At 37.2% G+C, this 15,624-nt stretch carries 16 protein-coding genes; 10 read left to right on the top strand and 6 right to left on the bottom strand.

Annotated elements, in window-relative coordinates; genetic code table 11:
* Positions 1-408: 408 nt before the first annotated feature.
* Both F6K40_RS23225 and bioU read right to left on the bottom strand, forming a co-directional pair.
* Complete coding sequence (locus tag F6K40_RS23225; protein WP_293139473.1) at positions 409-531, bottom strand: hypothetical protein; 123 nt, start codon at positions 529-531, stop codon at positions 409-411.
* A complete protein-coding gene (gene bioU / locus F6K40_RS23220) occupies positions 521-1,534 on the bottom strand; it encodes a (S)-8-amino-7-oxononanoate synthase BioU (RefSeq protein ID WP_293139472.1) in 1,014 nt (337 codons plus the stop codon). The genes F6K40_RS23225 and bioU overlap by 11 nt, the downstream gene beginning before the upstream one ends.
* A 1,071-nt stretch (positions 1,535-2,605) precedes the next feature.
* Between bioU and F6K40_RS23215 the strand changes: the two genes are divergently transcribed.
* The 4 genes from F6K40_RS23215 (at position 2,606) to F6K40_RS23200 (ending at position 4,562) form a co-directional block, all read left to right on the top strand.
* Positions 2,606-2,824, top strand: a complete 219-nt coding sequence (locus F6K40_RS23215) for a DUF2997 domain-containing protein (RefSeq protein WP_293139471.1) — start codon at positions 2,606-2,608, stop codon at positions 2,822-2,824.
* A gap of 46 nt (positions 2,825-2,870) precedes the next feature.
* Positions 2,871-3,257, top strand: coding sequence for a DUF1257 domain-containing protein (locus tag F6K40_RS23210; RefSeq protein ID WP_293139470.1), 387 nt, complete (start codon positions 2,871-2,873; stop codon positions 3,255-3,257).
* 376 nt (positions 3,258-3,633) lie between these two features.
* Positions 3,634-4,089: a ferredoxin gene (locus F6K40_RS23205; RefSeq protein WP_293139469.1), complete on the top strand. Its 456-nt coding sequence runs from the start codon at positions 3,634-3,636 to the stop codon at positions 4,087-4,089.
* A 248-nt stretch (positions 4,090-4,337) separates the two neighbouring features.
* Positions 4,338-4,562, top strand: a complete 225-nt coding sequence (locus F6K40_RS23200; protein WP_293139468.1) for a hypothetical protein — start codon at positions 4,338-4,340, stop codon at positions 4,560-4,562.
* Between the two features lie 37 nt (positions 4,563-4,599).
* Here F6K40_RS23200 and F6K40_RS23195 read toward each other — a convergent pair whose 3' ends face one another.
* Together F6K40_RS23195 and F6K40_RS23190 are read right to left on the bottom strand one after the other, a co-directional pair.
* The gene (locus tag F6K40_RS23195; RefSeq protein ID WP_293139467.1) at positions 4,600-6,183 is read right to left on the bottom strand and encodes a DUF4335 domain-containing protein; all 1,584 of its coding nucleotides are present in this window, start codon (positions 6,181-6,183) and stop codon (positions 4,600-4,602) included.
* An 806-nt stretch (positions 6,184-6,989) separates the two neighbouring features.
* Entirely contained in the window at positions 6,990-7,577 is a 588-nt protein-coding gene (locus tag F6K40_RS23190) for a DUF3038 domain-containing protein (RefSeq protein WP_293139466.1), read from the bottom strand.
* Between the two features lie 408 nt (positions 7,578-7,985).
* Between F6K40_RS23190 and F6K40_RS23185 the strand changes: the two genes are divergently transcribed.
* A complete protein-coding gene (locus F6K40_RS23185; protein ID WP_293139465.1) occupies positions 7,986-8,135 on the top strand; it encodes a hypothetical protein in 150 nt (49 codons plus the stop codon).
* A gap of 227 nt (positions 8,136-8,362) precedes the next feature.
* Here F6K40_RS23185 and F6K40_RS23180 read toward each other — a convergent pair whose 3' ends face one another.
* Positions 8,363-10,222 (bottom strand): DUF1565 domain-containing protein, encoded by a 1,860-nt coding sequence (locus F6K40_RS23180; RefSeq protein WP_293139464.1) that lies wholly within the window; start codon positions 10,220-10,222, stop codon positions 8,363-8,365.
* Between the two features lie 958 nt (positions 10,223-11,180).
* Here F6K40_RS23180 and F6K40_RS23175 point away from each other — a divergent pair.
* The 5 genes from F6K40_RS23175 (at position 11,181) to F6K40_RS23155 (ending at position 14,230) form a co-directional block, all read left to right on the top strand.
* Complete coding sequence (locus tag F6K40_RS23175; protein WP_293139463.1) at positions 11,181-12,263, top strand: thiamine phosphate synthase; 1,083 nt, start codon at positions 11,181-11,183, stop codon at positions 12,261-12,263.
* An 11-nt stretch (positions 12,264-12,274) separates the two neighbouring features.
* Entirely contained in the window at positions 12,275-12,502 is a 228-nt protein-coding gene (gene thiS / locus F6K40_RS23170; RefSeq protein WP_293139462.1) for a sulfur carrier protein ThiS, read from the top strand.
* A 96-nt stretch (positions 12,503-12,598) separates the two neighbouring features.
* Entirely contained in the window at positions 12,599-13,471 is an 873-nt protein-coding gene (locus F6K40_RS23165) for a hypothetical protein (protein WP_293139461.1), read from the top strand.
* Positions 13,472-13,507: 36 nt separating this feature from the next.
* Entirely contained in the window at positions 13,508-14,047 is a 540-nt protein-coding gene (locus tag F6K40_RS23160; protein ID WP_293139460.1) for a hypothetical protein, read from the top strand.
* 36 nt (positions 14,048-14,083) lie between these two features.
* Positions 14,084-14,230, top strand: a complete 147-nt coding sequence (locus F6K40_RS23155; protein WP_293139459.1) for a hypothetical protein — start codon at positions 14,084-14,086, stop codon at positions 14,228-14,230.
* 64 nt (positions 14,231-14,294) lie between these two features.
* Here F6K40_RS23155 and F6K40_RS23150 read toward each other — a convergent pair whose 3' ends face one another.
* Positions 14,295-15,563, bottom strand: a complete 1,269-nt coding sequence (locus F6K40_RS23150) for a polysaccharide deacetylase family protein (RefSeq protein ID WP_293139458.1) — start codon at positions 15,561-15,563, stop codon at positions 14,295-14,297.
* Between the last annotated feature and the right edge of the window lie 61 nt (positions 15,564-15,624).

The raw sequence follows: 15,624 nt of genomic DNA, 5'->3' as shown, positions 1-15,624 counted from the left end.
TACAATGAGTCATGTCAATGTTCGTTTAAATACCGATAAGAAAAGTAGTCCCAAACGCTTTTAGCAATGGGATAGAGGGTGTTGTAGTTCACCCCGTTAAGGTAACACTTAATTAAAACTAAGTCAAAGAATATTTTTCTATAGATTTAGTAACTATGTCAATATAATTTCATACTTTATATATAGCAATCAGGAATGAGATGTGAGAAAAAACTGTAGGGATTTGGTCTCCTCTCCCCAAGCTAAGATGGGGTTTGGAGACCAAACCCCTACGATCAAATATTACAAATTCTCACAAATTACAACTGATTGCTATAGCAATTCCCAAATGGTTAATATCAAATCCGATAGTATCAGTGTAAAAAGGCATAGAAACCGGGTTGATATTAATGTAGTGAAGCATTAATATCAACCTCCCATAAACCCGGTTTTTTGTAACACTCCATCAGCTTTTAGCAACTCTGGGTTAAATTTAGAAAAATCATCTTGCTGACTGCTGACTGCTAACCGCTGACTGCTTTTACCTGACAAACTTCGGCATAACTTCAGCAGCAGTAAATAAACCATAAATACCTCTGCGATATAAATCTACTCCTGCCTTCAAATAACCAAACGCAGGACCGCAAACATTAGCTGCCATGCTAGTTTCATCCCCCAATGTAAAAGTGTGAGTAGAAATTTTCCCTTCAAAAGTACGACCTGTAACCTGAACATTTGTACTTAAAGGTTTTTTCGGGTTGCGAGTATCAACAATACCTCCAACTGTTACTCGATCGCGATCGCAAATTCCTGCCAACTCCAACATAATATCGTCAGCGTGTTCCATATTCTCCAATTTCAACAGACCATTTGTCTCTTCCAACAAAGCTTCCACCTCAGCATCAGTCATGGCCTTAGCTTTTTCCACATCATATCCGGGCAAATGGCCAATATCTTCGCGAATTGTGGCGCGGTAAGCTTCCCAATTAGCAATACCTACTCCAAAAGTAATTGTCACACTATGAATTTCCGCATAACTCTGAGCTGCTACAGTTGCTGCTGCGGTTAATAAACCAGGAGTTGCGCCACAACCAGTCATATAAGTAATACCCGCAGCTTGTAGCTCATCTTGAAGGGCCAATAATTGTTCGACTGCGCTGGTACGCTTAATGGCATCTACCAATACTCCTCGCCAACCAGCAGCAATAAATTGTTTAGCGACATTTGCCATAAAAGTATTAGGCAAGTTAGGAAGGGCCAGAAAATAACCATCCACAGTATCAGCTACTTTAATTAATTCCTCAATACTTTGATTAGTTAAAACCCCACCAGGTTCTAAATAACCCAAAGACCCTTGGGTATTGTATATACTCATACACTGGTCAGGATTTAATCCTTGACGGTTGTAGGCGTAACCTTTTTGGTCAGCAGCAGCAACTAAGGCCATTTCTTGTTTAGGTGTAAGTACCCTAGCTGCAGCTTGCCCCAGACCACCGAAACCTAAAACACCTACATGGATTTGATTATTGGAACTTATAGTTTGTGTTGTGTTCATGGCATTTAATTTAATTGGACAGACTTTTATTCTGAAAATAATTGGGTCTAAAACCCTTCATTTCAATCAGTTAGCTTTCTACCAAGGAACTGCGTTTTTCATGTCACGCAGTATTAACGGAGTTGTGCGGTAGCAAAACAATACAATTATCAATTAAATCTTTTTTTCTAGTTCGATCAAGATAAAAAAGATCAGAATTTAACTTCTGACTCCTGACTCCTGACTCCTGACTCAATTAAATTGCTCGTTAGTATAGCAATCCTAAATTAGGTTGTAACATTTTATCGTAGGGGTTTGGTCTCCAAATCCCTTGGCGCTTGGGTTTAGAGACCAAACCCCTACAGTTTTTTCTCATAAATCATTTCTGATGGCTATATTTCCAATCAATTAACTGTATAAAAAACCTTTAATTTTCAAAATTAACCAAAATTAAATAATTCACAACCTAATTTTTACTAAGAAAACATCAAAGTTATTTCAGATAATATATTGAGTCTTTATTCTAATAGAAGAGAGAAGAATAAAGAAGGCTTTAGTTATCTAGGATATCAGGTTAATAATTGATATTCTGTTAGTTTCCTAGGTTGTTCTACACAAACAGCTATTTGATAAATTCTAACAATCATGGTGACTGCTATATGCGAGCTTAACCCAGAAAATCATTTGTATTGTCAAGGCATAGTTGACCGAGAAAATCCAAAATACTTATTGGACAAGAAATATTAAAGAGAAATCTTTTCTTTAACAGCCTGAGTGATATTTGTCAAGAACTTTGAGTTTGAAGTTTTATTACATTACTCATCAGGCTATCTTCTCGATCCGAGATTTCCTCGTACCTGGGTCCACCATCTTGACGGTTAGAGAAATATACGCCAAACTTAACAAATAACTGATGCAGTGCTTCAGATTATAATAACTTTTGTTAAGAAATGATGCCTTATCTATCAATTTATAAAAATTGATTTAGATTAAAAGCAATTCATTAAAAAAATCAAGAAGCAACTTCAGCAGATATCAGTTTCAAAAAATTGGTATCTCTAGATAGTCCTACATACTGTTCATCATTCATCTATGAACGTAGAAACTTTAGAGTTCATAATTCATCCAGATGGTCGCGTACAGGAAAAAGTTACTGGCATTGTCGGTAAATCCTGTAGAGAAGTAACTGCGGCAATTGAATCTGAGTTAGGTATTGTCTTAACTCAAGAGTCAACTTCTGAATACTTTGCCCAACAGCAGCATCAGTCTGATACTGCTACAACGCAAGTTTCTTCTTTTAGCAGTTACTAAAATTGTTTTTTCTTGTTGAGTTCAGTTTATTTCTCTTAGAATTAATATGTCACACTTTAGTCAAATCAAAACTCAAATTCGTAATCTGAAGTCTTTGCAGTCTGCTCTCACAGATTTAGGTATTGACTGGAAATCAGGTCCAACAGAAGTCCGGGGTTATCGCGGACAAACTAGCACTGCGGAAGTGGTTGTAGAACAAAATAATGGGTATGACTTAGGGTTTACCTGGAATGGTAAGGAATATGAGCTGGTTGCCGATCTACAATTCTGGCAACAAGTATGGTCTGTAGATCGATTTGTTAACCTGGTGACTCAGCGCTATGCTTTCCATACCGTAATTAATGAAACTGCTAAACAAGGATTTCAGGTTACCGAACAGCAAAAAAATCAGGACGGATCTGTTCGTCTAGTTGTTCAACGTTGGAGTGCTTGAATAGCAGTCGGCAATTAGCGCTTGGTACTCAGCTTTTCAAATTATGGAAAAGTGATTTCAACTGTAAGTTGGGTTTTGCTGTGCAATATGTTTGCGGAAAATTCCGTAGGAAAAAGCATTAGCGAAACTCAACAATTATTATAGCGCTACGCGCAATTCAGAAGTAATCCCTGACACTCGTTTGAGCATTTATAAATACAGCGGATTCCACCAGGCATGAGGTACACCCATCGCGGGCAAGATGCCCGCACTGATAGGATTTAACTATTAATTTCTGTACTTCATATACTTGCAATATGCTGTATCTGCGCCCAAATCCTAATCTACTAAACTTATAAATAAATAGATAATATTATTACTTTTACAAAATACTAAAATGTTAGATTTTTCTTCATCCTCCCAAGAAGGTGAAACAGAACGCTCCGGTTTAGAACCCGAACTTGGTGGAATATTACGGGATGCTCCCGAACGTTCGGGTTTTGAACCAGAACTTGGTGGAGTGTTGCGACAAAAAGGGGTTTATGTTGATGAAATAACCTGTATTGGTTGTAGACACTGCGCCCATGTTGCTCGTAATACTTTTTATATAGAACCGGATCATGGGCGAGCGCGTGTTTTTCAGCAAGATGGTAACTCTGAAGAATTAATCCAAGAAGCGATCGACACTTGTCCTGTTAATTGTATTCACTGGATTGATTATACTAAACTGAAAACTCTGGAAGAAGAGCGCAAAAATCAGGTCATTCCTATTGCTGGGGGTCCTGTGAATCACAGTCTAGGGCCTCTTCCTAGTCAGAGACGCAAGCAGAATGGGAGCAAAAATAAGATTTAATCAGGACTTACGCAGGCGAATCCAGAAACCGGGTTTCTCGTAGATGTTTATTGTCAAAAACAACGATTTACGGTAGAAACCGGGTTTCTTTGCGTAAGTCCTGTTAATCTTGAAGTTAGCGATCGCCTATTTCTGCTGGCGTTAAGAATTTAGAATTTAGAATTTAGAATTTATCCAAGGTATGACTACTACTAAGTTTACCGGAAATTTTGGCAGAGTCAGTTGTAGGTTAGTTAGTTCGGGTACTATTGCAACATTTTAGGTTAGTCACGCCACTAGATATTTTAGGGGCAAACGGCCGTTTGCCCCTACAAATTCTGTATGATTTGATATTTACAGAAATCATCAATTCTTTTACCGAAAAATTGAGGTATAAAGACTCTCCATTCATGGAGAAAAAAGAAAAAGATTCCTTTGAACCAAATCCTTCTATTACAGAAGAGCTAATTATTAATTTAATTATTAATTATTAATTGTTAATTATTAATTATTGAACCTACTCCCTATTTACTAATTCAAAGACTCTAAAAAAGTCTTTACTTCACCATCTCGACTCAAAACCAATCGAATTTTAGCAGTTTTTCCGCCCTCAATATTAGACACAAAAACTTCTTCTTCTAGAGGCATATTTGTATTACCATAAAATTCAACCGATGCTTGACTAATCGGAGTTACCTTTTTCACGGAACCATCACCATTTAATAACAAACTATACTGCAAATCTTTCTTTAAATCTGACGGTGGTTCCCAACTTTTTTCAAAGTATTCTCTCACCTCTGCTACTTGAGGAATTCGATCAAATAATGTATATTTAGACTTCTTTTCTTCATTACTAGGTTCAACAGTAGTCGGGATATCGCGCAGTGCAACCGGATCTACATCCGGCAACGGCGGTAAATCAATTGCTCTCGGAACATTTATCGGAATCCTACTCACATCTAAATAGGGTTCTACTCTTCTCCTATTAACATTTGGTAATGGAGCTTGATTTGGAGCAGGTTGAATTTGCAGACTTGGAGGCGGTTGTACAGGATATACAGGTTGTACTGGCACTCCATAATTAGGTATTGCTGCTGGAGGAATTGGCGGTGGTGTTAGCGGTGGTGCTGGTGGAATAACGAATGTAGTCGCATTTCCCTGGTTTTGGGGAGTGCGAGAAAAATCAGGTGGTGGTAAATTATTAGGAGCAGGTGATGCTGGAGAATTTGGTTGAGGAAATAAAGGAGATGGTGTGGCAATGGGAGAAGGTTTGATTATGGTTGTTGTTGGTAAATTTGTTGGTGGCGTTGGTAATGGCGATGGAGGTACATTTGGCGTTGGTAATTGAGTAGGGGTTGGAGATGTTTGGGGAGGAATTGATTGATTATTATCTGATGTAGCAATTTTTTCATTTTGCTTTTGCTGACTTATGACATAGCGGTTATAGAGTTGAATTCCGCCAGCAGTCAAACCAGCAGTAATTATAATTAGTATGGCAGTACGCAACCATTCAGGAATAGCTTTAACTTCTCCATTAGATTGAAATTGAGGTAATTTTTCTAAATCTGTATGACATTCATCTAGAGCGATCGCTAAGTCAAATAGTTGGAGCATACTTAGGGAAATAAATTTTCCTGATTCTTTATTTGCTAAAGATCCTAAAAATAGATCGTGGGTTAATAAGTCCCGTGGTTGCACATAGATATTTTGATTCTTGATGGGGGGTTGAGAATAAGGATTGACAACTTTACCATCAGCACTTTCGATAGTATCTTCTGCCATAGTATCTTCCTGAATTTTTGTATCAGGATCTTGTACAGGATCTTGTAATGGTATATTACTATTCTTTTCTTCTCCTGTATTTTCCATATCTGAGGGTAAATTCGGAGACTTATCTAGAAATTCTTGCACATAAGTAGTAACAACTTTGTGGAGAGTATCCAGTTCACGGCGATCGCCCTTAACTGTAATATGCTCTGCTTCAGATACCCTAGGATCGTCAAAACTGAGACTAAAGCGTTGTTTTCTTGGTATACCAAACCATCTTAACAATGCTAAACCTCTAGCTGTCACTTTTAATGTACAAGTTGGGGGAGTATAAGTTCGTGAAGACATTTTTAAATATTAATCTATAGCGGGTAGCGCTTGGTAATAGGGAATATTCAATAATTAATAATTAATAATTAATAATTACCTCTTTTTAAAAAGAAGAGAATTGGTTAAAAGGAATTTTTTTTCTTTTTTTCTCCTTCAAAGGAGAAGCTTTAAACGTTATTTTTTCGGTAAACTGTCTAAGAGTTTTTCCTGCGGAAATGCTCCGCAAACAGGATTTATAAATATCCGCGCCCTTTGCTTCGACTGCTATATCATCTACAACTATTTCTCTTAGAGTTGATAGCTGAAGTTCGCAGTTACGACTCAGGAGGTTAGGCGATCGCTAAATGCTTAAAGCTATAAATTATAGAGAATTAAGAATTAAGGAGCTTGATCTTTATATTTTATATATAGCAGTTCTTAAATCTATGAAGTAAAGTTTTATATCCCCCCGCCCTCCTTTGTAAGGGAGCCTTCAAAGTCCCCCTTTCAAAGGGGGATTTAGGGGGATTTTCAATGTACTTCATAACTGTGGGAATTGCTATATAGTAGTTCTTAAACCTATGAGGTACAGTTTTATATCCCCCCATGCCCCCCTTTGTAAGGGTGGAGCCTTCAAAGTCCCCCTTTCAAAGGGGGATTTAGGGGGATTTTCAATGTACTTCATAACTGTGGGAATTGCTATACTCGCATTAACTAATTATTCTTAATTCTCTGAATCTTTTACATTTTTTTTCGTTCCATCAATTGATTTTATAGTTTTTTCGTAGCAACAATTTAGATTAATTATGATTTGTTAATGATGGGTTGATAAGATTGTTTTTTTATTAAGATTTGAGGCTTGACAAAAGACGATCGCATCCTTGAGGAGCGCTATAAAATAACAAATCAACTAATAGCTTTAAAGCTAGTGTTTCTGAATTATCTGGTTTCATCTTTTCACGATTCCAGTAATAATCTTGATGTGCTTTTTTAAAGTTACAAATATATTCCCTTAATAAAGTAACTGATTGAAGTTTACTATCTTCAGTACCCATTTGTTCCATTAACGCCACTGCACGACGAATTAATGCTTGGTTTTGTTTTGCCAAGTGACAAATAACTAATATAAAACTTTGAGCTTCTTGTACTTTTAGAGGTTGATTTTCGGATACTGCCCATTTTTCTCCCTTGTCTTCTCCTACTGTTAGAGCAATTTTATCAACAATTTTTGGGGGTATATTTAATTTACTTGCTACTCGAACTATGGACTCAGAATTAATACCTATTAAAACCTTGAGGGCTAATAGTGTCATGTCCAATTTTTTTCTAATCTTATCTAATGGAACTGTTTTGGCCACAGGAGGTTGGACATAATCTTGTCTCTGAGGAATTACTAAGACCTTAGCGTTGGTAGGAGTAGCAGATATTACCATATTGTATACCTCTTAAATTTTAAAACTAAGCACGTCCATTGTAGTCCTAGTCAAGCAAATTGTGTCTACTGCATCAAAAAAATTTTTGTTTGGATGTTTTATATCATGTCTGGTTGAATAGTTATAAATAAAAATGGAGGAGTCAGGAGTCAGGAGAGAAGAGGAGGGAATTTTAAGTTATAAGGAGGAGAAAGTTTTTTTATCACTGATTATCCGAACATGATATTATTCAATGTTTGTTTTTTTCAAAAAATAATAAAAATCAACAGTCTTTATTAATTGATAATGGATAATTACCTCTGGTTCAAACCGTGCTTGATTGAATATAAGGAAATCTTTTTAGTGGATAATGAAAACTATCACGAAAATCTCAATTATTCATTGGTAAAGAAAGGCTTTTAAACCGAATTGATTAATTATCAATTATTGGTAATTATGTTTTGTCATCAACTCATCGAACATCAGGAAGTAAATGCACCCGGAAAACATAAATTGACTTTCATCATTCAACGTAAACTAGAGGATTTATATCTAGAGCAAAAGTTGCTACATTATTAGAACTTACGCAAAGAAACCCGGTTTCTAGGAGAAATTGTTGTTTTGAACAATAGATGTCTATGAGAAACCGGGTTTCTGGGTTCTCCTGCGTAAGTCCTGATTATATTATGGCTAACTATTCTTAATGTTGACTTCTCCCCTACTCCCCTACTCCCCTACTCCCCTACTCCCTTACTCCCCTACTCCCCTGCAATGCAAAAATGTAGAAAAATTTTTGAGAAATGGTATTATTGCACGGGTATAATTTCAGCATTTAAACCATTATTCCGCAAAGTTATTAATAGCTGATCCGCTTCAAGACGACTCCGAAAAGCTCCTGCCTGCATTACAGAATTTCCATTAATATTAGTAGAAAAAGCATCTGGTACAAGCGATCGCAACTTATACTGCTGAGAAAGATTATTTACATTCACAATTACCCGATAACGCAAACCCAAAGCTGCTGCACGACTTCGAGAATTAGACCTGGATAGTCTAGACCAAGGATTAGGATTTTGATTTTTGCCAATACCAGGTGGTACATAACCTCCACGACCAAGGGGAATATTTGCTTTCGGAACAGGTAGTAAACCAGGATCTGCAACTGGTGTGTTACCTCCAAAAGTTGGAGTAGTGTTTCTAGGGGGTAAATTTCGCAACCTTTCTAAAGTTCTTCTCCTTGACTCTGGTGGTGATACTGGTATTTCAATTGTTTGTCTATTCTGATAATTAGGATTAGTTTGTAGTAGTCTTGGCAAATTTCCCTGACGATTTGTTGCGTCGTAAGAATTTCCCCTAGATGTTTTCTGGGTTTCTGGAGGTGGCACCGGGATCAGAATCATTTCTGTGGTTGAATTTTGTCGTCTTCTAGATATGCTGCGCTCCGATGGTTTTTCACCGTCAGCAGAAAAATTTGATTCTTTCGTCTTTACCTGAGTGTCTCTCTGAATAGATGCAGTTTCCATAACTACTTCCTCCTGCTCAGACTCCCTTTTTGTCTGACTTGCTGTTGGAGTAGCTGGAATATTTCTCAGAGGAGCAACTCTTGGGGGAGGAGCAATTTTTCCTGCAATGTCAATACTGCCATAATTACGATCGCCTCCTAAAGAATTTCCATAAGCAGGAATAGTTTTACCTTTAACTACAGAATAAATATCATACCGACCATTATTCCGAATAGTATTACGACCAGGTTCTTGAGAGTTACCTAAATCTGGTAAGGATTGAGCGATCGCTGTTACTCCATTTTGTCTATTACTCTCTATATAATTACCTCGCAAAATTGGCCGTGCATTGCCTTGAATGATAATCCCATTTTCATTTTCAATTAGACGATTTCCGATTATTTGTGGAGCAGCATCATCAGAAATTTTAATTCCCACACCTGTATTTTGAAACAAATTATCTCTAATTTCTGGTTGAGAATTATCAGAAATTGTTATGCCATTTCCGCCGTTGTTATAGAAACTATTTTTCTGAATAATTCCTATATTACTACCCACCATAGAAATCCCATTTAGACGATTACCAGTGAAAGTATTTTTACTAATAACAAAACCACTAGATTCTATCCATAAACCATAACCTTGAAGATTAGGATTTGTGATTGTTACACCATTTAAAGTTGAGTTATTAGCAGCTAGGATTGTAATATTTTTTTGTTTTGAAGTCGGACTATTAAAATTACCGCCACCTTGAATTAAAACATTTTTACCATTGTTGAAAGAGTTACCTTTTATTGTGATTTTTGCCTGTAAAATCAAAGGAAAAACTTCACCTGTTTGTCTGCTATAAGTTCCAGGAGCAAGTGAAATTGTTGTATTAGGTTGAGCAATTTTTAAAGCATAAGTAATAGTTTTCAAAGGAGCAGTTTTAGTACCATCTCCAGAGTCTTTACCAATAGATGAACTAACATAAAGCACATTCATCTGAGAATTAGTTTGAGTCTCTGGGGATTGGGCAACTTGTTGTACTAATGGTACTGCCAGACTTGTAGAAGTAAATAACCCCAGTAGTGCTGTAGCTAAAAGAGGTGATAAACGGTTGGTTTTCCGCAGTAAATTTGTTGGATTATTTTTCTGTGAAAAAAGGATAAATATTTGGTTCACGGCTTTCTTCCTCGGAAACTGTGACAGATAATTTCATGATTATATTGTTAGGAATTATGCACCCGAATCAAGAAACTAGGTTGATTACCCTAATTTAATGTTTGATATTATCAATTTTACTTCATAAACCTAGCTTCTGGGACTTATGCACCCCAATCAAGAAACCGAGTTTATTTCCCTAGTGATTAATTCCGAATTAAGTTGATATAGTAAAGGATGAACGATTAGAGCCATAAATTATAAAGGCAATGAATAATTATGACCATGATGAAAACAGGTCGCATTTAATTAAGCTCCCCAGAACCACAAGCTACAAAAAGTGAACAGTTTAACCGTGAAAATTGTTTTGAACAAGTTACATTTCCTGAACCATTTCCAGAAGGAACAACTCTTCAAAAGAATCACACATTTATATTGTATGATCGCCATTATTTAGAAAAAATCTATAGCAAAATCAACTATATTTATTTTGTTGTTTTATGAGAAATTAATTAAAGAAATTCTGAACTTAAGCTCGCCCTCAAAAGATATCCACTACTTTCGATTAGAATTAACTAGAAACATAAGTTATAAGTCAACTCAGGAAATTAATAAGTTAGTCATAGCGATCGTCAAAATTTGTCTATTATTGCTATCCAACTATTACACAAACAATTAATCTATTACACAAACAATTAATCTAAGAAAAATGTCTAACCTGAGAGTTAGCATTTTCTATAAATAAATATGGCCTGAGTATCTTTCCTTTTGCTCTGTGGTTATAGATATTGACAGCTACAATATTTCAGAAATTACCTGAACAATAGCTAATTTCTATATTGCATGGGACATTGTACTATAAAACAATCTATATTAGTAGCAAAATTTGTCTTGGTTTGCCCCCTAGATATTTGAGCGGCCAAGATTATAGTTATTTTGATAAACACAAACTAGGATTAAAATTTATAGGATAATTTTTATGGGCGATCGATATAATTGGGACAAAAATGTGCAGCCGGCAGTCCGCCGAATTCTAGATGCCAACTTAGACAGGGCGCGGGAAGGGCTGAGAATTATTGAAGAATGGTGTCGCTTTGGCCTCAATAGTATTAATTGGGCCAATGAGTGTAAACAATTACGTCAAGAAATTGGGAGTTGGCATGGCGCAGAACTGAGAATGTCCCGCAATACCCCAGGGGACCCTGGTACAGAATTGACTCATCCCAAGGAAGAACACCGCTCAGATGTTCAACAACTACTGCAAGTTAACTTCTGTCGGTTAGAAGAAGCACTCAGAGTTCTAGAAGAATACGGAAAAATTTATAACTCCCAGATGGCTTCTGCTTGTAAACAAATACGTTACCGAGTTTATACTATCGAAAGTGGACTTCTCGCCTATCAAAGAAATCAGCAGTTACAAAACTCCTACTTGTATCTTGTCACCTCACCTCAAGAAAGATTAGTCGATATAGTAGAAGCTGCTCTTCAGGGAGGATTAACTCTTGTCCAATACCGAAATAAAACAGCAGATGACATGACAAGATTGACAGAAGCACAAAAGCTTTGTCAAATTTGTCGTCGCTACGGCGCTCTATTTATTGTGAATGACCGAGTAGATTTAGCGATCGCCGTTGATGCAGATGGAGTTCATCTCGGACAAGATGATATACCTATTAATCTTGCCAGACAACTACTTGGCCCTCAGAAGCTCATAGGCCGTTCTACTACAAACCCAGAAGAAATGAAGCGAGCAATTCAGGAAGAAGCAGATTATATTGGAGTAGGACCAGTATATGAAACTCCGACTAAATCAGATAAAGCAGCAGCAGGTTTAGAATATGTTAGTTATGCTGTGAAAAATTGCCCTATTCCCTGGTTTGCTATTGGTGGAATTGATATGCAAAACTGTGATGAAGTTCTATCTTCTGGTGCGGAGCGTGTATCTGTAGTTAGGGCAATTATGCAAGCAGAGCAACCAACTTTGGTAACTCAATATTTTCTGTCTCAATTAAATCGTTATCAAACTCTACGTACTCATAATATATTACCGGAAAAAGTCTAGGCTAAATTAGAATGTCAAATCAAATTACACTTAAAGTTAATGGAGAAACTCGTACTTGTTTACCCCAGACATTTCTACCAAATTTTTTAGAGGAGTTAGGATTAAACCCCCGTTTGGTAGCTGTAGAATATAATGGCGAGATTCTACATAGACAATTTTGGGAAACAACTGAGATGCGATCGGGCGATAATTTGGAAATAGTTACTATTGTTGGAGGCGGTGTTGAAGTCAGAAGTTAAAAGTTAGAATTTACACGAGGTTAGTAGGGGTTTTGTCTCCAAACCCTTACCCAAAAATTGGGTTTAAGGCATTGCTGAGGGGCGGGATGAATATAAGTGGCAAGGGCATCTTTCCCACCTGAAAATATCAGGAACGGGCAATATGCCGATCCACAAAAGTCGGAAAATCATCTGACTACTAAAAATTATACAATCAGATGGCATCTTTCCCACCTGAAAATATTAGGAACGGGCAATATGCCCATTCCACAAAAGTCGGAAAATCATCTGACTACTAAAAATTATACAATCAGATGGCATCTTTCCCACCTGAAAATATTAGGAACGGGCAATATGCAAATTCCACAAAAGTCGGAAAATCATCTGACTACTAAAAATTATACAATCAGATGGCATCTTTCCCACCTGAAAATATTAGGAACGGGCAAGATGCAAATTCCACAAAAGTCGGAAAATCATCTGACTACTAAAAATTATACAATCAGATGGCATCTTTCCCACCTGAAAATATTAGGAACGGGCAAGATGCCCATTCCACAAAAGTCGGAAAATTATCTGACTATTAAAAATCATAGAATCACATGGCATCCGTACCACCTGAAAATATTAGGAACGGGCAAGATGCCCATTCCACAAAAGTCGGAAAATTATCTGACTATTAAAAATCATAGAATCACATGGCATCTTTCCCACCTGAAAATATCAGGAACGGGCAAGATGCCCATTCCACAAAAGTCGGAAAATCATCTGACTACTAAAAATCATAGAATCACATGGCATCCGTACCACCTGAAAATATTAGGAACGGGCAAGATGCAAATTCCACAAAAGTCGGAAAATTATCTGACTATTAAAAATCATAGAATCACATGGCATCTTTCCCACCTGAAAATATCAGGAACGGGCAAGATGCCCATTCCACAAAAGTCGGAAAATTATCTGACTATTAAAAATCATAGAATCAGATGACATCCGTACCACCTGAAAATATTAGGAACGGGCAAGATGCAAATTCCACAAAAGTCGGAAAATTATCTGACTATTAAAAATCATAGAATCACATGGCATCTTTCCCACCTGAAAATATCAGGAACGGGCAAGATGCCCATTCCACAAAAGTCGGAAAATTATCTGACTATTAAAAATCATAGAATCACATGGCATCTTTCCCACCTGAAAATATTAGGAACGGGCAAGATGCAAATTCCACAAAAGTCGGAAAATTATCTGACTACTAAAAATCATAGAATCACATGGCATCTTTCCCACCTGAAAATATTAGGAACGGGCAAGATGCAAATTCCACAAAAGTCGGAAAATTATCTGACTACTAAAAATCATAGAATCACATGGCATCTTTCCCACCTGAAAATATTAGGAACGGGCAAGATGCAAATTCCACAAAAGTCGGAAAATTATCTGACTACTAAAAATCATAGAATCACATGGCATCTTTCCCACCTGAAAATATTAGGAACGGGCAAGATGCAAATTCCACAAAAGTCGGAAAATTATCTGACTACTAAAAATCATAGAATCAGATGACATCCGTACCACCTGAAAATATTAGGAACGAGCAAGATGCAAATTCCACAAAAGTCTGAAAATCATCTGACTACTAAAAATCATCAAACCAGATGGCATCCGTACCACCTGAAAATATTACGAACGGGCAAGATGCCCATTCCACAAAAGTCTGAAAATCATAGGAAGCAATCTCAAACCTGATTTTTCTTGAAAATGCCTAAGTTTCGATCTAGAGAAATTCCATGAAATACCTCTACAAGAGCTACTAATCCAACATTTCTCTTGCCGAGTCAATAAATAACTTTGCCTGTTGCGCCCAAAAATCAGAACCCCAATAAACAAAACAACTGGTTTCACACAACAATAACGCTCTAGTTTTTTCAGCAGAACCCTTGCCAGACTCTACAACCTTGGCATAATCTTGACTCAACTGTTCAACTGCTGCCAATACCTCTTGTCGTAAATCTCCCTCTTGCCATTGCTGATGACCTCCGATCCACGAACCACCTGTTGATTTCAGTCTCACTTCTGTTGCTGGTCCTGCCGATAAATAAGTATCGATATATTGACTTACCGTCATAAAACCCACATCCGACCAGCTATCGCGCTGTCGAAACAGAGGAGCAAAAGAATTTTTAAAATATTCAAACATCATTACATTACCATTTTCCCCATCAGAAGTCGGCACCACCAAAGCAGGTGGTTTCATTCCCACTTCTCGACCACGATATCGCACATCATTAATACAACCCTCAGCATTTTGACCGCTTTGTTGTCGAATCCCCATATCCGTATCCCTTACCACACATAGAATACGTTCCGACTCACCCTCTGATTCCACTACCAACCAATGCACCCTGTTTTCTAACTCTGGCGTACTCCAACCTTCAGGATGTTCCAATGCTGCATTCGGTAAAATAATCCATTCATAACCACACTTTTTCAACAAACGGATAAATCTCAATGCTTCCGCAGGGTTGCCAGTCATTCCCATTTCCGGTGGCCAAAATCCTCTAACTCGTGATAACGCCTCTTCCCCAAATAAATCTGCAAACACCTTTCGCCATTCCATAATTTGAGCTTCGTGATCTCTTTCGGGAGTAGCAGGAAAATAACAGTGACTATATGCAGTACCAGTAAATTCTATTGTGTCTGAATATTCTGTGAGAACTTCTCGCCACAGAGAGATCTCATCTCCTACTGCTTCGCCATCAATATTAAGATTAGAGAAAATGCTATTAGTCGAAAGTTTTGCCATCTCTTCGAGCAATACTCCAGAATAATCTACCATCATCCGGGGTTGATGACCTTCTTGAGATAGTTGTTTAGCATAACCGGCAGGATTTTTGTATGCTTGGGCAAACCATTGAGCATTCCAACGCTCTTCTGAATTTGGTTCACTATTGAGCATTTTTTCTAAGTTGCCCTGTAGTTTGCCATTATGCCAAATTGGAGGTTGGTGAAAATGTAACCAGGGAACAAATAGGACTTGAGGATTACTTAACACTTCGGCAACTTCCTGGTACCAGACCACTAAATTTATTTATTATTTATACCATAAAAAATAAAAATTTATTCCAAGTGAATTTTTCAAA

It is taken from the genome of Okeania sp. SIO3I5 (assembly GCF_010672085.1).
Lineage (GTDB): Bacteria > Cyanobacteriota > Cyanobacteriia > Cyanobacteriales > Microcoleaceae > Trichodesmium.
Note: the sequence above shows the minus strand (reverse complement) of the source record. Positions and strands in the feature narration are given on the sequence as shown.